The organism is Chthoniobacterales bacterium (assembly GCA_035274845.1).
GTDB lineage: Bacteria > Verrucomicrobiota > Verrucomicrobiia > Chthoniobacterales > UBA10450 > AV80.
The window spans coordinates 296,778-316,989 of record DATENU010000009.1 but is presented as its reverse complement, the minus strand read 5'-3'; the positions used below and the strand labels follow the sequence as shown (position 1 = coordinate 316,989).

Genomic DNA, 20,212 nt, shown 5'->3' with positions numbered 1-20,212 from the left:
CGCTCGGGTTTGGCGGGCAGCGACGGCGCGGTCGGGAGGTTTTTCAATGCCACCTAGGAGCTCATTGCCATACCCTCTTTCGAGGTAACCGAGCCGATTCTACTATTGCCTCAAGCGATGCCGAGGGCGCGGAGCAAGTCCGGGGTAATCGTGCCTGTTTCGCGCAGGTTATTGTCCCTCTGGAAACGACGCACAGCCGCTCGTGTTTCCCTGGTAAACCTTCCTTCGTCGTTTTCGGTGTAGTAACCCCTCTTTTCCAGGGCGAGCTGAACCTTTTGGGTAAGTTCGTTGGCCGTTAACGACCCATAACCCGCATCCTGCTGATAACGGTCGTCGCCCGCAGCACCGGCGCGATCGGCCGGGACAGTTAGGGCGAGGGCGGCAATGGCGATACTTAGTATGATACTGTTTTTCATTCCTCATGCTATCCCTGCGAGGTCGGGAGTGCCTCTACTCAGGCGTATGATCTTGTGGTCTCTCATCGGATGCACATACGCGTCCCTCCAATGAGAGAGAGGCAGGTTGGTGCAATCGGAAGAGCGAGATGTTGTGGCGAGGGGCGCGCTCCTACAACTGAATCAAGCCGCGTCGCGTCGCGTTAGCAACAGCTTCGGTGCGGCTGATCACATTCATCTTGGCGAAGATTCCTTTGACGTGCGACTTCACGGTGCCTTCGCTGATAAAGAGCGCTGAACCAATCTCCTTGTTGCTCTTTCCCTGCGCCATGAGTTTGAGGACGTCGATCTCGCGCGCGCTCAAAGCTTCACCGCTCACGCGCTGGGCCAGCTTTGCCGCAAGATGGACGGGGACACAAGTCTCGCCGGCGTTGACGCGGCGGATGCAATCCATCAGCGCTTCGCGAGGCACGTCCTTCAGCAGATAACCTTTCGCGCCAGCCTGAATAGCGCGAAAGATGTCTTCATCGCCGTCGAACGTGGTAAGGACGATGATTCGCGCCTTCTCATCTTCCGCCCGGATCTCTCGAATGGCGCCGACTCCATCAACCTCCGGCATCCGCAGATCGAGCAGCGTTACATCGGGCCGGTGTTCTTTCCAGATATCGACAGCCTCGCGTCCATTGGCTGCTTCCGCGATGACCGTCATATCGGCTCGCCGCCCGATCAGTGAAGCAAGGCCTTCGCGCACGACGCTGTGGTCGTCCGCGATGAGCACGCCGATCCGCGATTTTTCCGGCGCTGCCGTCTTCGCCGTTTTCTTTGCCGCAACCTTTGGTTTTCGGGCGGACTTGTTAGACTTTGCCGTCGCTTTGGTTTTGGATTTCATGACTTCGATTCTCCGTTCAACGGCAAAATTACGCTGACCATGGTGCCCTTGCCGCGGGCACTCGTGATTTTCAATTCTCCACCCATTTGCTCGACGCGCTCGCGCATTCCGGCCAGGCCAAAACCGTCATGTCCTTCTTTCAACCTGAATCCAGCGCCATCGTCCTTGAATTGCAGACGCAGCTCCTTGTCACTGCAGGCCAAATGAGTTTCAAAATTGTCGGCGTGCGCGTACTTCAGCGTGTTGGTGAGAGCTTCCTGGCCGATATGCATCAGGTTTTGCTGCCAGTCGCTGGGAAGATCCGGCAATTTTCCACGCAATTTCGTCCTGGTACAAATTGCGTTGCCGGCGGTTGTGTTCTTGATAATGCCCTTGAGCGCGTCCCAGAAGTTGGCGTCTCGCAGCGCTTCCGGGCGCAGGGCGTGAACCGAACGGCGCGCTTCATTGAGACTTTGCCGCGCCAATTCGCTGGCACGACGAAGATAGTTCTCCGCCTCTTTATGATCGCTGCTCGAGATAGCATCGGCCACCGCTTCCAATTGCACGATCACTCCGGTGAACCCCTGCGCGAGGGTGTCGTGGATGTCGCGCGCCATTCTATTTCGTTCTCCGAGGATGGCCGCCCGCCGGCCTTGCTCGGCCAAGTCGGTAAGTTGAATGGCCAGCATGGCCTGGTGAGCGAGGGCTTGGGCCAGTTCGATCTCTTCCGGCCGATAGCGCGGCCGAGCATCGTGACGGACCCCAATAAACCCTCTAACGCGCCCCGCCACGAGCGTCGGAATAGTCAGATGCTTTTTCGTTCCTCGGGACGAGAAAAATTTCCGGAGTTCGGGAGAAACCCGCGGATCATGCTCGACGTCTTCGCAAATGACCGGCGCCGCCGTGAAAATCGCTTCCTGCATCAGCTTATCGGTTTTCCAGGCTGAAGGGTCTTTAACGAACGGATGCTCCGGATCGGCACTGGCGAGTTTTGCGCCCTGCGCCAGCGCACGAAAATCGAGCGAATCAGTCGCGTCGCTTATCAACCAAAGAACCACACTTTGCGCATCCAGCAGACGGCCGATTGTGCTCAGCATTTGTCCAAGGAACTTGTCCGGCGCTGGTGCGGTCGCGAGCACGTCGAGGCTGTAGGTCAGGGCCTCGACTTGTCCGCGGGCGACTTGTTCGGAAGCGCGCAACGCTTCTTCTGCCCGCTTGCGCTCGCTGATATCTCTAATCACCGCCTGGAAATATTTCCCGTGCAGCGATGAAACCGAGACGTCGACCGGAATCACCTCGCCATTGCCGCGCACGAATTTTCGCTCGTAACGCAGCGACCCTCCCGTTTCCAGTAACGCGGTTCGTCGCTCCGCGAGATGGAGCTCTTCCGGGACATAGGTGTCGATCATCAAACTGCCGATCAATTCCTCTTCCGGACGGCCGATCAGCTCGACGCCGGCTGGATTCAACAACGCAAGTTTGCCTTCCAGGTCGGTGACGAAGATAGCATCGGGGGAAGCGTTAATAAGATCCCGATACTTCTCCTCGCTGTTCCGCAGCGCCTCCTCCGCTCGATCGCGCTCGATCGCCACTCGGGCCAGGTCCGTTGCCTTTTCCATCAGCTCGAGGTCGTGCGAGCTCGGACTTCGCGTTTCACGATGATAAATGCAAAACGTTCCCAGGACCTTTCCCTTGGAAGAAAGAATTGGATTCGACCAGGAAGCTCGGAACCCATGTCTTAGGGCTGACTCACGATGCTCCGGCAATTCCCAAAGCGGATCGGTCGCAATGTCGGAAACGATGACAGGCGTTCCGCGATACGCGGCTGTGCCGCAAGAACCGGCGCATGGTCCGATCGGCAACTTTTCCATCTGCCGCGTCCACGCCTTGGGAAGGCTCGGTCCCGCCACGGAATCCAGATGGAGACCATCGGACTGAAGCAATAAGATCGAAGCTAGGGTGCCGCTTCGGTACTCTTCGATAATCAGACAGAGCGTTTTCAGAATCTCGCTCAGGGCAGCGCCGGTGGCGATCATTTCAAGGAGACGCTTTTCTCCTGCGAAGAGCGCTTCGCCTCGCTTGCGCTCGGTGATGTCCGCGGTCGTGCCAATATAAAATTCGACTTCGCCAGATTTCCCGAGATTAGGTCGGCCTACACCCTGGACATGCTTGATCGAGCCATCCGCAAGCGCGATCCGAAATTCCACGTTGAAACCGCTCTTTTCGCGAGTCGCTCTGTCGAGCTCTTCCTGGATAAATGAGCGATCGTCCGGATGAACCGTTTCCAGAAATAGCTGGAAAGAGGATTCGGTCTTCTCAGGGTCAAAGCCAAAGATGCGAAAGTGCTCGTCCGACCAGGTAACTTCCCCGGTGGAAACCTTCCAGCTCCAGCTTCCGGTGTGGCTTATCCGCTGACCGTCGGCGAGAAATCCTTCGCTCCGCCGCAGCGCTTCCTCCGCGCTTTTACGTTGGATGGCGACGCCGGCGATATGGGTGATCTGTTCGATAATCTCCTGCTCTCGCGGAGCGGGGCTGCGCGGCTCGCGATAGTAGAAGGCGAAAGTTCCCAGGACTTTTTCTTCCGAGGAAAATATCGGCGTGGACCAGCAGGCTCTCAGCGAATGTGCCAGGGCCAGGTCGCGGAAATCCGCCCAAAGCGGATCGGTCGCTATGTCAGAGACAATGACTTGTTGGCGGGTCGCCGCCGCCGTACCGCACGAGCCGACGCGGGGTCCGATGAAAGCTCCGTCGATTGCGTCGGCATACGTTTTCGGCAAACTCGGCGCGGCGCCGTGCCGCAGTTGTTTGCCATTTTGATCCATCAACAGAACCGATGCCAGCACGCCCGGACATTGCGTTTCTACGAGCCGGCATAACTCATCCAAGGTGCGAGGAAGCGAATCTCCTCTGGCTACCATTTCCAAAAGCCGTTTCTCTCCCGCCAGCAACCCTTCGGCGCGTTGACGTTCTGCTTTTTCCCGAGCTTCGCCTAAGGCACGCTTGACTGCTGGGCCCAGTCTCGTCAGGCGCGTCTTTAAGATATAATCGGTCGCGCCTGTCTTGAGCGCTTCAATTGCGACATCTTCGCCTAGTGTTCCTGAGACAAAGATGAAGGGGACATCGGGCAGGCGTTCTTGCGCGAGCTTAAGCGCCGACAAGCCATCAAAGGACGGCAGTGTGTAATCAGCCAGAATGATGTCGAAGTCCCCCGGCTTCAGCGCGGCAACGAACTCCGGCTCCGCTTCAACCCTCGTCAGTTCGCTTTGGATCTCTTCCGCTTCGAGCGTAGCCCGCACCAATTCCGCGTCGGTGCTATTATCTTCCAGGTGCAGAACTCGAAGCGGGGAGTGCATTGCTCCTAGCTTTTCTTGATGCTGCCGGGAGGAGGTTCGTTGATCACCGCCCAAAACACGCCGAGCTCTTTGACCGCATTAACGAACTGATGGAAGTCCACTGGCTTCACCACATAGGCGTTCACACCTAACTTGTAGCTGGCTACCAGGTCGCGCTCTTCGTGCGAAGAAGTGAGCACGACCACCGGGAGCAGCCTGAGGCTTTCATCGGCCCGGATCTTCTCGAGGACCTCGAAGCCGTTGATCTTGGGCAACTTCAAGTCGAGCAGCACTACGGCGGGATTCCCGTTACTTCGGTTCTCGTAAGCGCCCCGCCGATGTAAATAATCGAGCGCCTCTTCTCCGTCGTGCGCTACGACGACCTCGTTAGCCAGATTGTATTCCGCCAGCCCGGTCAAAGTGAGCTCGACATCCTTTGGGTCGTCCTCCACTAACAATATCCGCTTTATGTCGCTCATGTTTTTGTCTTTCCGCTTTTAGGCAGCGCGACATAAAAGGTGGCGCCGCCATTGATTGAACCTTCAGCCCAGACTCGCCCACCGTGCCGATGGATGATTCGCTGCACAGTGGCAAGCCCGATACCGGTGCCTTCGAACGCTTCCTGGGAATGGAGCCGTTGAAAGACGCCGAACAGCTTCTCCTGGTACTTCATATTGAAACCGACGCCGTTATCTTTGACGAACACCACCAGCTTGTCGGGCCCGTGGTCTAACGAACCAATTTCTATCTCGGCTTGATCGCGAGTTCGAGTGAATTTCACCGCGTTCGAAATGAGGTTCACGAAGACCAGCCGCAACATCGAACGATCGCCGGAGCCAATCGGCAGACTGCCGATACGCCAGACAAGGTTACGGTCCTTGGTGTCCGGCGCGATCTCGCTCACGACTTCGTTCACGAGTTGCGCGAGATCGATGGTTGTTGTTTGCGTTTCGGCCCGGCCGATCCGGGAAAAACCCAGAAGATCGTCCACCAGATTATCCATCCGGTTGGCGGCGGTCCGAATCATTCCGATGTGGCCCCGGCCTTTGTCGTCGAGGACTGAGTCGGAATGTTTTTGCAAAAGCTCGGTGAACCCCGCGATATGCCGAAGAGGCGCGCGCAGATCGTGAGAGACGGAATAGGCGAATGCCTCCAGCTCCCTGTTAACCGACTGCAGGTCGTCGTTTGTGTTCCTCAACTCCGTAGTTCGTTCCTTTACTTTCATCTCCAATTCATCTCGAGATCGGCGAAGAGCTTCTTCGGCTCTTTCGCGCTCAATGAGTTGTTCTCGGAGCGCGTGCTCTACCTCCTCGCGTTCCCGGATACTGGTTAATAGCCTCTCCACCTCACGCTCGGTTTCGTTTGTCCCCAGAAATTCGTCAGCCGGAACGTAGAAAAAATTTCGGCAGACCGTGCCACGGTAAACGACCACGGGATGGGTGCGGATGACGTCGAGAATGACATCCGGTGGAAAATGGCGTCGATTGTACTGGCAGAGCGCAGAACAGTTATTTTCCAAGAGCGCATGGGTTAACTTGCTTTCGTATTCCATCCAGCGCTCGAGCCCTTGGCCGCCTCTTACCACCCACTCTGTCTCGCCGGTGACGCGCAGCGCCGAGAACCCCTCGCTCATCGCCGAATCGGTGGCTTCCTTCCAAAAGTTAAACATCCAGTCGGGATCAAAAGATCCATGCTTCAGATATGCTTGCTCTTTCCCTGCCACGACCAGGGCGTTGGATTCGGTCGCCCGCTCGACGTCGATGCCTTCCGACTCCATCCGTTGGCGGACGTGGTCCGTCGTGCCGTCACCGGCGATGTAAATGCATTTTTCGCCACGCTCGAGACCCATCTGCATGAAGGGAATCGCGACGGCGTAATGTTCCTCCGGGCTTTCGTAGATGGAGCAGAAGTGATCGTGGGGGCCGAGTTGTTCGAGTGACGCCAGGAGTTGGGTGCTGCTAGTCATGGGGTGACCTTTCTGGTTTAGGGAGTGCGACAAAAAAGGTGGCGCCGTGATCGACCGAGCTTTCCGCCCAGACCCGGCCGCCGTGCCGATGGACCACGCGTTCGACAGTGGCGAGCCCGATACCAGTGCCTTCGAATGCCTCCTGCGAATGAAGACGCTGGAAAACACCAAAGAGCTTGTCCCGATATTTCATGTCGAAGCCGACGCCGTTGTCTTTGATGAAAACAATCACCTCGTTCGGTTGATGATTGATCGAGCCGATCTCGATCTGAGAAGCAGGCCGGGGGCGGGTGAACTTCACGGCGTTCGAGATCAAATTCCCGAAGACAAGCCGGAGCATGGAAGGATCGCCGTAACAGACCGGTAAAGTCCCAATGCTCCAGGCAATATTTCGGTTCTCCGTGTCCGGCGAGATTTCGTCGACCACGCCCTTTACGAGCTCGTCGAGATGAATGGTAGTGTTTTGAGTTTCAGCTCGGCCGATCCGCGAGAAAGCCAGAAGGTCGTCTACCAGGCTGCCCATACGGTTGGCCGATTCCAGAATCATCGTGATGTGCCGCCGGCTTTTGTCGTCGAGCGCTGGCCCTGCATGTTTTTGGAGCAATTCGGTAAATCCAGCGATGTGCCGAACCGGCGCGCGCAAGTCGTGCGAGACAGAATAGGCAAAGGCCTCCAGTTCCTTGTTCACGGATTGCAAGTCCGCGGTCCGCTCCTTCACCTTTACTTCCAACTCGTCGCGAGACCGGAGCAGCGCTTCCTCCGCTTTCTTCGTCTCAGTGACGTCGTTGTTCGTTTCCAGAATCGCGCTCGGATTACCTCGTTCGTCATACTGCAACGACCAACGGCTAGCCACTACCACCTGAGTGCCGTCCCGCGTCGTGTGGATGAGCTCCCCCTCCCAGCGGCCGGTCCGGAGCAACTGCGCATTGATTTCGGCAAGGGGCGCTGGAAATATCGTGCGCGTGAGCTGGTGAGTGACCTGACCGACCGCCTCCTGTCTGCTCCAGCCGTACAACTCTTCGGCGCCTCGATTCCAATAAGTGATCACGTCCTGCATGTCGCGCACGAACACGGTGTCGTGCGTCAGATCGAGCAGGCTGGCGCGCTGGCGCAGAATTTCTTCCGCCTGGCGCCGGACGGCGCCAAACCAACCAATCAGGATTCCGAAGAGAATGAAAAGCACATAGTGCGGAAGATTTTCGCGGCTGACGGCAAAGCCGATCGGCTCAGCAAAGAAGTAGGCGTAAGCCAGGCCGGCCATCAGGACTGCCAGCATGGCGTTTCCTCGTCCGCCGTACCATGCCGTTACCGCGATCGCAAAAAGGAATACCGTGAACTGGACGTGGCGAACGCCGTAATGCCCTGCCAGAAGGCCGACCCCGAGCGCGAGCGCCACGGATGCAATCGCAAACGGATAATGTTGCAGGGTCCAGTCGATCCAGCGAATCGCCCGGACACGAGCCTTCTTTTCGTGCGAAACAGCGGCGATCGAATCCATACGTAATCCCGAGTCGAAGTATCCGTCCTGGAGGTAGCGCTGTCAGTCTGTTTCGCATCCCTCAAAAGGGGTGTTTCGCATCCCCTCCGCTGTGGGACTGAAAAATCCTGCGACCGCTTCGTGGTGGCAACTCGCCGGCTGCCGGATTCTAGAGCTAGACAAAATTGATGAAAAATCAGTCACAAAGTTTCAGCCAAAGATGGCGTCGGCTCTTCCGGAGGCGGCCGCTCCGGCACGATCGAATGCTCGTGCTCAATCTCTCGAGCTTTAATTACCTGAGCGGATGGGACCGCATCCTGGCGAAGGATGGACACGAGCGGCGGACACAACTTTAGTGAACGCCGCCCAAAAATCGATCGTGGTGAAGGCGCCCATAGCGAAAGTTTATGAGCGTTGGCTCCATGGCGAAGAGTTCCCCAAATTCGTCACCGCCATCAAAACCTCGCGCCAACTCGATCCCGACCATTTTGCGATTTTGGAACACTTGAACGGCGAGCGCCGCGAAAGCGTACTCGAATTTATCCTGCGCATTCCGGAACGAAGATTGGTTTGGCGCTCGCTTTCCGACCAGCTTGCCGCGGGCGTCGTCACTTTCACCGCGCGCGCGGACGGAGCTACCACCGTCGCGCTCAGCATGGTCTCGACCTACGGGGGCGACGTCTCGGATCGCGTGGGCGTTTATCTCCAAAATTTCAAGAAGTTGATCGAAAACGAGGCCGAAGCTCCGGCGATAACGGGAGCCGCAGGTTCTGGAAACATCAGGCCCGAGAATCTGGCCGCCTAGGAGGAACCCGCGATGATGGCTTACTTGCTCAGCCGCCCAAGGATGGCTTTCATTGCCGTCTATCTCGTAATGGCAGTCGGGATCGGCTTCATTGTTGAGCTCGAGCCTAGCCAACCGCCGGAAGACCGCGCGATCCAGCCACGATCGATCGCGGTCGATTTGGTAACAGTGGCCGTGCAGGCGTCGCAATGAATGAGGGCTTTCATGAAGGAGTCGACCAAATCGTTGCTCGGCGCGTGTGTGCTAGGATTTGTGCTAGATCCACACATTTTCTGTCCACCCCTTCGGCGCCTGGCGGTTTTCGATCAAATTGTTCGCTTTTCCCTCTTGAAAAGCGTTGGATATGAAACGGAGAGCGACGGTTTGAAATCGATGATTTCGCAATCCTAAGTCTGGCGCGTCTGCCAATTTCGCCACCCTGGCGTATTGATTTACAATGACTTACAGCTCACAACCGATTGTACTAGAATCCTTCCTGGAGGCTAGCTCCGTTCGAGGATCGCGAGTCGGCCCTCACCGTCTCCCCTTTTAATCGATAGAAATCCAGTGTTCGCCGAAGCCCTTCCTTCCAACGGACTGACACTCTATAGCCGAGCTCTCTTTCGATTGCGCTGATATCGGCGCGGGAATCACGGATATCACCGACGCGGCTTGGCTCCGGCACGTGAGCCAACGGCGCGCCGGTCAAATTGGCCAAAGCGTCCGCCAATTCGAGCACCGAAACGGAAGTGCCGGTAGCGCAGTCAAAAATGCGGCCAGCAATTCTCCCTTCGGGAACCACCGCGGCGAGAAGGTTCGCCGATACCACGTTGTCAATGTAGGTAAAGTCACGTGACTGCTTCCCGTCACCATAAATCGTAATTGGGCGGGAGTTGAGGACCGCTTTGCAAAACCGCGCGACGACACCGGCATATTCCGAATCGTCGTCCTGCCGCGGTCCGAAAACGTTAAAGTAGCGCAAGGTGACTACCGGCAACGCATATAAGCGGTGAAACAGCTGGGCATATTGTTCGGCCGCATATTTTTGGAGGGCGTAGGGGGAGAGCAAGCCTGGCGAGCGCGCTTCATGTTTTGCCTCTGCATGCGCTTCGCCATAGACAGACGATGAGGAAGCAAAAACGACGCGCCGCACCGCGGCATCGCGGGCGGCGATGAAGAGGCGCAAAGTCGTGTCGAGATTCCTCCGGTGACTTTCGAGCGGAGCAATGATCGACTGCTGCACGGATGGCATGGCGGCAAGGTGAAACACGCAGTCGCAGCCCTTGATTAGTTGCTTGAGCAGAACGTCGTCACCGGCATCCCCTTGGACAAACTCCAGCGCGTAGCCCGGAGCGCACCAGACAAGATTGTCGAGCCTGCCAGAGCTCAAGTCGTCGAGGATGATGACGCTGTCGCCGCGCCGGCATAATGCTTCGGCCAAATGCGACCCGATGAATCCCGCTCCGCCTGTAACGAGTGCCTTCAAGGTATCCCGGGGGGCTAGGAGCTTCTTCCCCCTAAACGGCGTAAGAGCTTAACGACATCAAAAATCCTTACTGCCGGCATTCGGTTCGATCAATGACGAAGTTACTGACAACGGAGGCGGGCGGCGCCCGCTCCACGCAGATGCCAGATCGGGTTTGCTTGTTTTTCGTGGCATGGGAGCAAGCAAACGGTTGCTCGTCCGGGCGGATCCATCTCCTGCAAAACCGCCTGTTCTCAGCGTGCCCGCGACTTCAAAGAAATCTTCTCGACAGGAAAGAGTGCATCCAAGATCATCACGGAACAAAAGACGTGAGAGACGTTTTTAACCCCTAACTCTCCCAGTGTGTGACTCCACCCCCGATTTCCAGAAGCGTAGATTCTCGCGGAACAGCGTTTTCCAACAGACGAGCAACCGGAGCAGGAAATCCGTGAAGATCTCTTCGGGATTGGTTTTTTTGGAGCAGGCCAGTGTTTCACCAAAACGTGAGCAACACTTGGATTGGCGGCTGTCGGCAGAAGAATCGAATTACAGTCCGCTCAGAATGGCGGAGCAGTGCAACGTGAGCCTTCGTCACTTGGAGCGCCGCTTCAAGCTCGAGGTCGGTTTCACGCCGAGAGTGTGGCTAAAGCGGCAGCGCCTAACGACCGCTCTTGTCCGGCTGCAGGGGACCACCAGCATCAAGGAAATTGCCTATGGTCTCCATTATTGCCAGGTCTCTCATTTCTGTCGCGATTTCAAGCTCCAGTTTAGAATGACGCCATCGGAATTCCGGCGACTGCCGAGGGTCGCCAGGAAGCGCCTGCTCACAGTAGATGCTTCAACCCGTGCCGATCCTCTTTCCGGGCAAGATCTATCCGCTGTCGCCGCACGGGCCCGGATTACCCAGCGGGTTACGAGGTAATGGATGTCATCAAACTTCCCCTCCTCCTCGGAACCGTGCGCAGTGGCCGCCGAAGTGAAGACGTGGCCAGATATCTCCTGACTAAACTGGAGGCCGACCCACGATTTCACCCGGAATTGCTTGACCTTGCGACCTACCCCTTCGGCCTCCTGCAGCAACGCCCCTCGGACATGACCGAGCCGCCGGCAGCGCTGGAGGCGTTTTCCCAGCGGTTACGGGAAGCCGACGCTCTCCTGATCGTCTCGCCTGAATATAAAGGGGGTATTCCGGGAGCATTGAAGAATGCCATCGATTTTCTAGAACCGGAGATCTTGCGGCGCAAGCCAGTGGGAATCTGCACTGTCTCAGCTGGGGGGTTTGGCGGTTTGCAATGCTTACTGCAGCTTCGCCTGACAGTTTTTGCGCTGGGTGGTGTGCCGATCCCAGAAAGCATTTCGGTTTCACGCGTCCAGGAGCGCTTCGTTGAGCGCGGCGGCCTGTGCAATGGCTCGAAGGCGTTAGAGACCGAGCGTTTCCTGGAGGAACTTTACTTTTATGGCCTGGCGCTCAAGCAGGCCCGCCAGGGCGCTGCCCTCAACGCGGAGAGACGATGAAACCCTCGGCTACACTCGTTGGGGTACTTGAATCTGCCCGGGAGATCTCGGACAGCGGATCTTTTCCTGCGATGGTGGAGCATTGCGACTGGATCGAGGTTCGCGCGGACCTGCTTCCCGAGCTTGATCCGGCAGAACTGCGCGAGCGGTGGAAGGAAAGGCGGCTGCTCTACACGTTGCAAATCTCCAGGGAAGAAACGCGCGGCTGTCTCTCCCTGGCCCAGCGACACCGGAAGTTGAAGAAGGCGGCGGAAGCCTATGATTTTGTAAACTTAGACGCGGAATATGACCTGGTTCCCGACGTTATAAGGGTGATCCCACCCGGGAGACGGATCGTCTCATGGCGTGGAAAGGCCGCCGCACCGGAATACTTGGAGACGCGGCTCGGCGCCGTTACGGGAACGCCTGCCCGCCTTTTCCGTTTTGAGGTGGAGTCTGGCGGAGTAGAGGCCGGCCTGGCGGCTTTACAATTTCTGCACCGCGTGAATCGGGCAGACGTGGCCGCCTATGCCGAGGGCGCCAGCGGCGGATGGACGCGAATGCTTGCGCCGAGACTGGGTGCGCCAATCGCATTTGCCAGCGTGTGGGGTGAAAGCGATCCGGCGGGATTGGAACTAACGATCCGAGATCTCGTGCAGGACTACGGTTTCCCGGATCTCTATCCGGTGCGGGAGATATTTGCCATCATCGGGCAGCCGGTCTCGGGCTCGCTTTCCCCTCGGGTGCACAACGGCGCTTATCAAGCGAGTGGTTTTGGGCGATTGTTTTTGAGTTTCCCGGCAGACAGCTTCCAGGAGTTTTGGAATCGGCTCGTGCTCAGCGGCGCGATGGAAGCGATCGGCTTTCCGATCATGGGACTCACGGTTGTCTCACCGCACAAGGAAGCCCCCCTTGAGGTGGCCACGCATTGCGCGCCGCTCTGCCGGCAATGCGTGTCGAGCAATCTCCTCGTGCGTCGGGGAAACGAATGGACCGCTTCGACAACAGATCCCGAGGGCATTTTCCATAATATGTCCATCGGCCATCCGCGACCCGGCACGAAAGTGGCGATTATCGGTTGCGGCGGCTCCGGACGCATTGCGGCGGCGGCCCTGAGACAGGCCGGCGCGAACGTGACGTTGGTAAACCGCGGCGCCGAGCGCGGGCAATGGGCGGCGCAACTCCTTGGCCTGCCCTTCGTGCCGCTGGAGTCATTCTCGGCGCGGGGATACGGCGCGATCGTCAATGCGACGCCGGTGGGCCGGAATGGCGAACAGCTTCCGTTAAATCTGGCAGAGCTCGACCAGGAAGCGACGGTAGTAGACATGGTTTACAACCACGCGGGCGACACGGCTTTGACTGAGCAAGCCCGGGCCTTGGGACACCAGGTTGTCGATGGATGGCAGATCCTGCTCGCGCAGGCTCGACGGCAATACTATTTGATGACTGGCGAAACCATGCCGATGAGTCTCGGCCGCCGCCTCCTGGGACTTCCGGCTGCCGACGGAAAAAACGGCGCGCTCTTGCCCCATCAAGACCGATCCAATGACCGGCTCTCAATTGCCAATTTTGCTAATTTAGGAAACGGAGGCATCCATGCTGCCTGATGCGCCGCCGCCGGGATCTAGCCATGTGGAGCGAATCCGGGAACTCGCCGCGGGACTATTCGCGGGCCGCGCCAATGATTATGATGCGGCGGCAGAATTCCCCGCGCTGGACTTCGACGATTTGTTCCGTGCTTCGTTGCACGCGCCCTGCGTGCCCGCGCGCTACGGCGGACTTGGGCTGGGGCCGGGCCTGGACACTCATACGCTGTGGTTAATGACGGTGGAACTCGCGCGGGCGGATATGTCGCTGGCGCGCTGCTGGGAGGGACATGTCAATTCGCAGGTCCTGATTTCGGCGCTTGGGAACGACGAACAGAAAGAGCGCTGGTTTGAAGGAATCGTTTCACGCGGCGAGTTGTGGGTAGCGTGGAGTGGCGAGCCGCAGGCCAGCGTGCCCGGGCAGAAAGCCGCCTTCGGAACTTCGCTGGAGAGCGTGCCGGGTGGATACATTCTCCGCGGCACGAAAGCGTACGCCACCAGCGCCGGCCACGCGCGCTGGGCGATTCTGCTCGTAAACGCCGCCGGACCCGGTGGAGCGCGCCACGCCACCGGGTCGGCCGATCAACTATTTCTCCTGGGGTGCGATCTCGCGCGACCGGGCGTGAGCTACGACAGCTCCTGGTGGAACCCGATCGGCATGCGGGCAACGGTCAGCTACCGGGTTCAATTCGATGATGTATTTATCCCGGACGCGGATGTGATCGGCCGCCCGGGGCAATATCTTTCCGAAGGCTGGCAAACTCGCTTCTCGCCCCATTACGCCGCCACTTTCCTGGGCGGAGCCGAGGCGGCTTACGAATACGCGCTCGCTTCGATTCACAAACAGAAACGAGCGGACGATCCCTACGTCGCCCATCGCATCGCTGCCATGTCGCTGAACATCGAGACGGCGCACCTTTGGCTGAAACACGTGGCCGATCTCTGGGACGATAATCGTATCGAGGAGGCGAAAGTGTCGGCGCCGAAGGTGCGATATCTGGTGGAAAAGCTGGCTACCGAAACGCTCGATCACTGTGTCCGCGCTTGTGGGGCGCGCGCCCTCCTGAAACCGAGCCCGGTCGAGCGCATCTATCGCGATTTGTCGCTTTACGTGCGCCACGACAATGCGGACCAAGTCCTGGCAACCGTCGGGCAGCAATTGCTCGGCAACGCGAACGATCCCTCTTTTTTCCATCAAATCGGCGGAAACGGCACTCATCCCGCGACCAGCGCTCCTCTGCCGGAAAGTAAAGCTCGTATCCCATGAGCTGCGCTCCGCAAACGGGATACAGAGACGGTCGAGCGGCTTCGACTTGGTCCATTGGCATCTATTCCGGACCTTCTTTGCAAACGCTGGCGCCGGCCCAGGGGGTGCGCAATCCGGTCCTGACGCGACATGAGGTAACCGATATTCGGGCAACGTTAGTCGCCGACCCGTTTTTGGTCCGGGATGGCGATGGCTGGGTGATGTTCATGGAGGTCAAGAACGCAGAAACTCGGCGAGGCGAGATCGCAATGGCTCGCAGTTCCGATGGAATCGAGTGGAGATATGAAGGCGTGGTCTTGCGGGAGCCGTTTCATCTTTCTTATCCATATGTCTTCGAGGCGGAGGGGCGGCACTACATGATACCGGAAACGATCGAAACCGGGACGGTGCGCCTTTATGCCGGTGATCCTTTTCCGACGAAATGGCGCCATGTGAAGGATTTGATCGCAGGCATTTACGCCGACCCGAGTGTGTTCGAGCACGACGGCCGGTGGTGGCTCTTCTGCTCCGGCAGACCGTTCGGACATGACATGCTGAATCTTTTCAGTGCCCCAACCTTGGAAGGAGACTGGCAGGAACACGCGATTCGCCCGCTCATTGAAAATGACAAATCCCTGGCCCGCCCGGCAGGACGAGTCACGATTTGCGATGGAAAGCCGATTCGATTCGGCCAGGATTGCCGCCCGCAATACGGAACCGCCGTGCGGGCCTTTCGCGTTACGGACCTTACCACCGCTTCGTACGCGGAGAGCGAACTCGGCCTCGATCCGATCCTCGGGCCCGGGCAGGAAACCTGGAATCAATCGGGCATGCACCATCTCGATCCGCAGCGGATCAACGATGGATCCTGGATCGCGTGTGTGGATGGACGCGGTCCCCTCAGCCTCCCATGAAGACCCAGGCCACTGCTTCTTCCGATACCTCAAGTATGGGATTTCTGAGCGAAGCGGAAGTTGCCACCTACCGGCGCGAGGGGATTCTTTTTCCCATCCCGGTTTTGTCGCGAGACGAAACGGCGCGCTTTCGCAGTGAGTACGAAAGGTTTTGCGAGCAACTCGGCTCTCGCCCGAATGCCGCGCAATCGCGCAATCCCCATCTCTTTCACCGGTGGGCTTACGATCTGGCGACCCACCCGCGCATTCTTGACGCCGTCCAAGCCATCATCGGCCCCCATATTCTGGTTCATCATGCGACGCTCTTCTGCAAATACCCCGGGGATGGCGCCTTCGTCTCGTGGCATCAGGATGGGTTCTATCTGAATCTAAGCGAACCGTTACTCGTTTCGGCGTGGGTTGCTCTTTCGGATAGCAATGAAACCAATGGCTGCATGCGTGTCGTGCGAGGTTCTCACCACGACCGGGTGCCACATGACGGTTCGGCCAAGTCGGAAAACAATCTTCTGCCCAGCGGACTCGAAGTGAGGTGTGAAGTGAATGAGCGCGACGCCACGGATGTCGTTCTGCAACCGGGAGAGATGTCGCTGCATCACGTCAACCTGATCCATGGATCGAAGGCCAATATTTCGTCCGTCCCCAGGTTGGGTTTCGCCATTCGCTATGTAGCGCCCTCAGTGCGGCAGTGCGTCGAAAAGGTACCAAGCGTGCTGGCTCGTGGCCGGAACGAGGAAGGCTATTTCCAGAGCCTCGCGTCACCGCCTGCCTATAGCTTTCGCGAGGCAATTGCCGCGCAAGCTGAGTTGGTCCGCCGAACCACCGAAGCCCGCCTGCGCCAGGCACCGTCCTAGGCCGTTTCGGAGCCTGTGTATGCCTGAGCCGGAAATGAAGCACACTCGCGGTAACGACCGATGCAACGCCGAAAGTGCGGCAGTAAAACCCGAACCTGCGCAGCTCGCAGGGACCTGGTTCAATACCGACCCAGGAACGAGCGAAATCAGCAAGGTCATTCTCTCGGTCCGGGATGGGGTGGTCGCGATGCGCGCTTTTGGCGCCAATGGCACCGCGCCGATCGACTGGGGAGAGGTGCCCGCGACTCCTTATGTGGATCGGATCGGATCGTCCCTGGTCACTGGATTTCTTGCCCATTACGACTTCGGATTCATGCAGACGCAGCTAGCCACGAATGTGAAATATGGAGTCCTGGTGATTCAGAGTTACAATCGGTTTGCCGACGAAAGCGGGCGGCCACCGTACTTCACGCGAGAGTTTTTCAGCAAAGAAGTGGCCCACAATCCCGCGCCTCTTCCGGCGGAGGCGGCATGCGCGACGCGTGCGGATTTGCCGATCCAGAGCGGGACCTCGGTGGGCGCGGTAGACCTGGCCCACTACGTCGGGCATTGGACAAACACGAATCCCGAAACCTTGGCTATCACGCACTTCGACTTCACGAAACGCGGCGAGCGCTTTTACGTGCGTGCTTCCGGATCGGGCTATCCCGGAGATTGGGGGGAGGCGGAAGTAACCCCGCACGCTTACGATGTATCCTCTCCACGAGGCCTGGCCTTTATCGCGCGTTATGTCTTCGACTTCGCTGAGATTACCCTCGCGGGAAACGAGAACAAGGGACTGATCATTATTGCGTCTTATCACAGATTTAAAGACGCGAGTTCGCGCTCGAACTACTTCAAGCGTGAGTTCTTCTACCGGCAGGAGGCGGTGCGACGATGATTGCACTCACACCGCCACCGGACGCGGCATCGGCGGTCTCACCAAAACCGCTTCGGTTCCACTGGAGCCTCTCACAGGCGGGCACACCTTTTCGGCGAGCAACGTCCGCGAAAGCGCAGTCGGGCCAATTGCCGTTCGAGGCGCAGTTGGAGCTCTGCCAGTGCGCGGATGAAAACGGGATCGATTCGCTCCTGATGGCAATCGGTTTCGCGCGGCCCGATCCGATCCTGCTCTCAATTTGCCTCGGCCAAAAAACCGAGCGCGTGAAGTTCATGATTGCCTGCCGGCCGGGATTGATCTCGCCCGCGGCCTTCGTTCAACAAATCAACACCCTCTCGCTCCTTGTTGATGGCCGCGTGCATATCAACATCGTCGGGGGCCATACGCCGCGTGAACTTCAATATTACGGCGACTGGCTGCCGCGCGAAGAACGTTATGACCGGCTGGATGAATTTCTCACCGTCTGCCGGGCATTTTGGGATTCGAACAGTGCGGAGGTCAACTCTACCGGCCGCTATTACCAAGTGAAGGGGGGGCGGCTCCCGACGCCTTTCAGCCTTAATGGAGAGCGCCGGCCGGAGATTTATCTAGGCGGCAACTCGGAGCAGAGCGCGGCCCTGGCGATCCGCCACGCCGATTGCCTATGGCGCTTTGCCGAGCCGCCGGAGACCCTGGCGCCTGCCATCGCACCGGTCGTGCGAACCGGGACGGAAGTAGGTCTCCTCGTCTCGCTCGTCGCGCGGCCGACCCGAAGCGAGGCGATCCGCGCGGCCCACGATCTCGTCGACCGGTTCGACGAAACGGCTTGCCACACCCAGCGCAAGTTCGAGCGCCAAACGGACGCGGCTGCTTTTCAAACCACCTACGCCCTCGCGCGTGAATGTTCCACCGAGTGGGCCACGTCTACTCTCTGGACCGGAGCTGTAAAAGTCCTCGGTGCTCCGGCGATTGCCTTGGTCGGATCGGCGGAAGAAATCGCCGCTTCGCTTTTGGCATACAAGGCGATCGGAGTCACCCAGTTCCTCTTCACTGGCTGGCCTGATTTGGAGGAAATGGTTTTCTTCGGACAAGAAATTCTCCCCCGGGTTCGCGCATCGGAGAGATGCGAACCAGCCGCAGCGAGCTCGCCTTCCGCATGAAGCTCAGCCACGAAATGTTTCGCGATTGGCAGCGTGAGTATCTGTTCCTTTCGATCGCTCGCTTCTGCTACCTCAATTCTGTAACTGACGGTTATTATTTCGAATTCGGCTGCCACAAGGGGCGAACCATGCGTCTGGCCTGGGAATTCACTGGCGCGCTTTTCAATTGGACTTATGTCGGCTTCGACTCTTTTGCCGGGCTGCCGGAAATTCCGGAAATCGACCGGTCGCCGGCCTGGACAGCTGGCGCGCTGGCAACGAGCGAAGAAGAGTTCCTCGCCATCACCAGCGAAGTGGGGATGCCCCGGGAGCGTCTCCGGACGATAAGGGGCTTTTACGACGAAAGCCTTACCCCGGCGCTGGCCGAATCGTTGCTTCCGCGAAAAGCCGCTGTGATTTTTGTCGATTGCGATCTGTATAGCTCGACCGTGCCGGTGCTGGCGTTTGCCAAACCGTTCCTCCGCCCGGGAACGGTCGTCGTCTTCGACGACTGGTTTTGTTTTTATGGGGACCCGGACCGGGGGGAACGCCGGGCCTGGGGAGAATTTCGCCGGGCCAATCCCGGCTTGCGCTTTACGGAGTTTGTCCAAACCAGCGAAGCGCACGCCTTTATCTGTCTGGGCGAGGAGGAAGGCGCGCAATTGGACGTGGCAATATGACGAAGCCGCTGCGATTCCATTGGCGGCTGCTCCAAGGCGGCGATCTGGAGGGCGCGATCGCCCCGGAGCGTTTCAATGCCGCCACCGCCCTGCCTGAAATAGCCGCGCAAATCGCCTTTTGCCGCGAGGCAGAGCAAAACGGAATCGACTCCGTCCTGGTGGATGTTAGTAGCCGCAAGCCCGAGCCGATGGTGCTGGCGATGGCTCTGGCGGCCTCGACTGAGCGTCTCAAGTTTATGGTCGCCCACCGGCCCGGGCTCATGTCTCCAACGCTTTTCGCGCAGCAGGTCAACACATTCTCCACCCTCGCTCCAGGTCGGATCACCCTTAATATGGTGGCCGGACATTCTCCCGCCGAGCAGCTCACCTACGGCGATAATCTGGCCCACGACGCGCGCTACGAGCGCATGAAGGAATATCTAACCATCTGCGCCCGCTTTTGGTCCGGAGATGAGGCGGTGAATTTCCTCGGCCGGCATTATCGTATCGCGGACGGCCACTTGAAAACGCCATTCGTGGCGACCGATCGACGCGCGCCGGAAATCTACGTCGGCGGCGGATCTGCGAGTGCTCGCGAGGCGGCTTGCGGGTTCGCCGATTGCTGGCTTCGTTTTGCCGACACTCCGGAAAACGTGGCGGAGGATGCGGCGGCCGTGCGCCAGAGCGGAATCGAGATAGGCCTGCGGCTCTCCTGCATTGTCCGGCCGACGCGCCAGGAAGCCCTCGATGCGGCCCGAAGTCTCGTCGAAGGACCGGCCATCGAACGCCGCCGGCGAAGCGAGGCTGTTTTTGTCAAAGCGTCCGATGCCAGCTCGATGCGCCGGACGTTTGATCTCGGCGAGACGGAGTGGTTAACGCCAAGACTTTGGGCCGGGGCCGTTCGGACGCTCGGCGCCACTGGTATCGTGATGGTCGGAACACCTGACGAGGTCGCGGATGAGATCCATGACTTCAAGGAAGCCGGGATCTCTCAATTTATTTTGCATGGATGGCCGAAGCTGGAGGAAATGCGGATTTTTTGCCGCGACGTTATCCCGCTCGTGCGCCGGCGGGAACAGGCGACCCCAATGATGGACCCTGCACGTTCGGAGCTGGTCCCGGCCTCGAGTAAGATGAACAAAGGTAACCGCGTGGAGACCGCGTAGTCATGATGCTC

General features: G+C 58.5%; 18 protein-coding genes. 11 read left to right on the top strand and 7 right to left on the bottom strand.

The window, feature by feature from the left end; translation table 11 throughout:
- Nucleotides 1-110 precede the first annotated feature (110 nt).
- The 6 genes from VJU77_04930 to VJU77_04905 form a co-directional block, all read right to left on the bottom strand.
- The gene (locus VJU77_04930; protein HKP02691.1) at nucleotides 111-416 is read right to left on the bottom strand and encodes a peptidoglycan-binding domain-containing protein; all 306 of its coding nucleotides are present in this window, start codon (nucleotides 414-416) and stop codon (nucleotides 111-113) included.
- A 151-nt stretch (nucleotides 417-567) separates the two neighbouring features.
- Nucleotides 568-1,284 (bottom strand): response regulator transcription factor, encoded by a 717-nt coding sequence (locus tag VJU77_04925; protein ID HKP02690.1) that lies wholly within the window; start codon nucleotides 1,282-1,284, stop codon nucleotides 568-570.
- Entirely contained in the window at nucleotides 1,281-4,616 is a 3,336-nt protein-coding gene (locus tag VJU77_04920; protein HKP02689.1) for a GAF domain-containing protein, read from the bottom strand. The genes VJU77_04925 and VJU77_04920 overlap by 4 nt, the downstream gene beginning before the upstream one ends.
- Before the next feature lie 5 nt (nucleotides 4,617-4,621).
- Nucleotides 4,622-5,074, bottom strand: a complete 453-nt coding sequence (locus VJU77_04915) for a response regulator (protein ID HKP02688.1) — start codon at nucleotides 5,072-5,074, stop codon at nucleotides 4,622-4,624.
- The gene (locus tag VJU77_04910; protein ID HKP02687.1) at nucleotides 5,071-6,561 is read right to left on the bottom strand and encodes an MEDS domain-containing protein; all 1,491 of its coding nucleotides are present in this window, start codon (nucleotides 6,559-6,561) and stop codon (nucleotides 5,071-5,073) included. The genes VJU77_04915 and VJU77_04910 overlap by 4 nt, the downstream gene beginning before the upstream one ends.
- Nucleotides 6,554-8,059: an ATP-binding protein gene (locus VJU77_04905; protein ID HKP02686.1), complete on the bottom strand. Its 1,506-nt coding sequence runs from the start codon at nucleotides 8,057-8,059 to the stop codon at nucleotides 6,554-6,556. Before VJU77_04905 ends, VJU77_04910 begins: the two co-directional genes overlap by 8 nt.
- A gap of 283 nt (nucleotides 8,060-8,342) precedes the next feature.
- Between VJU77_04905 and VJU77_04900 the strand changes: the two genes are divergently transcribed.
- Nucleotides 8,343-8,843 carry a hypothetical protein gene (locus tag VJU77_04900; GenBank protein HKP02685.1) on the top strand — a complete coding sequence of 167 codons (501 nt, stop codon included), beginning with the start codon at nucleotides 8,343-8,345 and terminating at the stop codon, nucleotides 8,841-8,843.
- Nucleotides 8,844-8,855: 12 nt separating this feature from the next.
- Nucleotides 8,856-9,035, top strand: coding sequence for a hypothetical protein (locus VJU77_04895; protein ID HKP02684.1), 180 nt, complete (start codon nucleotides 8,856-8,858; stop codon nucleotides 9,033-9,035).
- Between the two features lie 271 nt (nucleotides 9,036-9,306).
- Here the strand turns inward: VJU77_04895 and VJU77_04890 are convergent, their stop codons facing one another.
- Nucleotides 9,307-10,308 (bottom strand): NAD-dependent epimerase/dehydratase family protein, encoded by a 1,002-nt coding sequence (locus VJU77_04890; protein HKP02683.1) that lies wholly within the window; start codon nucleotides 10,306-10,308, stop codon nucleotides 9,307-9,309.
- A gap of 900 nt (nucleotides 10,309-11,208) precedes the next feature.
- Here VJU77_04890 and VJU77_04885 point away from each other — a divergent pair.
- From VJU77_04885 to VJU77_04845, 9 genes are all read left to right on the top strand, one after another.
- Nucleotides 11,209-11,802 (top strand): NAD(P)H-dependent oxidoreductase, encoded by a 594-nt coding sequence (locus VJU77_04885; protein ID HKP02682.1) that lies wholly within the window; start codon nucleotides 11,209-11,211, stop codon nucleotides 11,800-11,802.
- Between the two features lie 71 nt (nucleotides 11,803-11,873).
- Nucleotides 11,874-13,388: a type I 3-dehydroquinate dehydratase gene (locus VJU77_04880; GenBank protein ID HKP02681.1), complete on the top strand. Its 1,515-nt coding sequence runs from the start codon at nucleotides 11,874-11,876 to the stop codon at nucleotides 13,386-13,388.
- Nucleotides 13,378-14,634 (top strand): acyl-CoA dehydrogenase family protein, encoded by a 1,257-nt coding sequence (locus VJU77_04875; protein ID HKP02680.1) that lies wholly within the window; start codon nucleotides 13,378-13,380, stop codon nucleotides 14,632-14,634. Before VJU77_04880 ends, VJU77_04875 begins: the two co-directional genes overlap by 11 nt.
- A gap of 77 nt (nucleotides 14,635-14,711) precedes the next feature.
- Entirely contained in the window at nucleotides 14,712-15,527 is an 816-nt protein-coding gene (locus tag VJU77_04870; protein HKP02679.1) for a hypothetical protein, read from the top strand.
- Complete coding sequence (locus VJU77_04865) at nucleotides 15,524-16,378, top strand: phytanoyl-CoA dioxygenase family protein (protein ID HKP02678.1); 855 nt, start codon at nucleotides 15,524-15,526, stop codon at nucleotides 16,376-16,378. Before VJU77_04870 ends, VJU77_04865 begins: the two co-directional genes overlap by 4 nt.
- Nucleotides 16,379-16,397: 19 nt before the next feature.
- Nucleotides 16,398-17,258 (top strand): hypothetical protein, encoded by an 861-nt coding sequence (locus VJU77_04860; GenBank protein ID HKP02677.1) that lies wholly within the window; start codon nucleotides 16,398-16,400, stop codon nucleotides 17,256-17,258.
- Nucleotides 17,255-18,397: an LLM class flavin-dependent oxidoreductase gene (locus VJU77_04855; protein HKP02676.1), complete on the top strand. Its 1,143-nt coding sequence runs from the start codon at nucleotides 17,255-17,257 to the stop codon at nucleotides 18,395-18,397. The genes VJU77_04860 and VJU77_04855 overlap by 4 nt, the downstream gene beginning before the upstream one ends.
- Nucleotides 18,394-19,056, top strand: a complete 663-nt coding sequence (locus VJU77_04850; GenBank protein HKP02675.1) for a class I SAM-dependent methyltransferase — start codon at nucleotides 18,394-18,396, stop codon at nucleotides 19,054-19,056. Before VJU77_04855 ends, VJU77_04850 begins: the two co-directional genes overlap by 4 nt.
- Entirely contained in the window at nucleotides 19,053-20,201 is a 1,149-nt protein-coding gene (locus VJU77_04845; protein HKP02674.1) for an LLM class flavin-dependent oxidoreductase, read from the top strand. Before VJU77_04850 ends, VJU77_04845 begins: the two co-directional genes overlap by 4 nt.
- The last annotated feature ends 11 nt before the right edge of the window (nucleotides 20,202-20,212 follow it).

What these genes read in the sequence shown, in the direction of transcription:
- VJU77_04930 (HKP02691.1), bottom strand. Translation starts at nt 416, where the DNA reads ATGAAAAACAGTATCATACTAAGTATCGCCATTGCCGCCCTCGCCCTA.
- VJU77_04855 (HKP02676.1), top strand. Translation starts at nt 17,255, where the DNA reads ATGATTGCACTCACACCGCCACCGGACGCGGCATCGGCGGTCTCACCA.
- VJU77_04850 (HKP02675.1), top strand. Translation starts at nt 18,394, where the DNA reads ATGAAGCTCAGCCACGAAATGTTTCGCGATTGGCAGCGTGAGTATCTG.
- VJU77_04880 (HKP02681.1), top strand. Translation starts at nt 11,874, where the DNA reads ATGGTGGAGCATTGCGACTGGATCGAGGTTCGCGCGGACCTGCTTCCC.
- VJU77_04845 (HKP02674.1), top strand. Translation starts at nt 19,053, where the DNA reads ATGACGAAGCCGCTGCGATTCCATTGGCGGCTGCTCCAAGGCGGCGAT.
- VJU77_04885 (HKP02682.1), top strand. Translation starts at nt 11,209, where the DNA reads ATGGATGTCATCAAACTTCCCCTCCTCCTCGGAACCGTGCGCAGTGGC.
- VJU77_04915 (HKP02688.1), bottom strand. Translation starts at nt 5,074, where the DNA reads ATGAGCGACATAAAGCGGATATTGTTAGTGGAGGACGACCCAAAGGAT.
- VJU77_04905 (HKP02686.1), bottom strand. Translation starts at nt 8,059, where the DNA reads ATGGATTCGATCGCCGCTGTTTCGCACGAAAAGAAGGCTCGTGTCCGG.
- VJU77_04860 (HKP02677.1), top strand. Translation starts at nt 16,398, where the DNA reads ATGCCTGAGCCGGAAATGAAGCACACTCGCGGTAACGACCGATGCAAC.
- VJU77_04895 (HKP02684.1), top strand. Translation starts at nt 8,856, where the DNA reads ATGATGGCTTACTTGCTCAGCCGCCCAAGGATGGCTTTCATTGCCGTC.
- VJU77_04910 (HKP02687.1), bottom strand. Translation starts at nt 6,561, where the DNA reads ATGACTAGCAGCACCCAACTCCTGGCGTCACTCGAACAACTCGGCCCC.
- VJU77_04925 (HKP02690.1), bottom strand. Translation starts at nt 1,284, where the DNA reads ATGAAATCCAAAACCAAAGCGACGGCAAAGTCTAACAAGTCCGCCCGA.
- VJU77_04920 (HKP02689.1), bottom strand. Translation starts at nt 4,616, where the DNA reads ATGCACTCCCCGCTTCGAGTTCTGCACCTGGAAGATAATAGCACCGAC.
- VJU77_04865 (HKP02678.1), top strand. Translation starts at nt 15,524, where the DNA reads ATGAAGACCCAGGCCACTGCTTCTTCCGATACCTCAAGTATGGGATTT.
- VJU77_04875 (HKP02680.1), top strand. Translation starts at nt 13,378, where the DNA reads ATGCTGCCTGATGCGCCGCCGCCGGGATCTAGCCATGTGGAGCGAATC.
- VJU77_04900 (HKP02685.1), top strand. Translation starts at nt 8,343, where the DNA reads ATGGGACCGCATCCTGGCGAAGGATGGACACGAGCGGCGGACACAACT.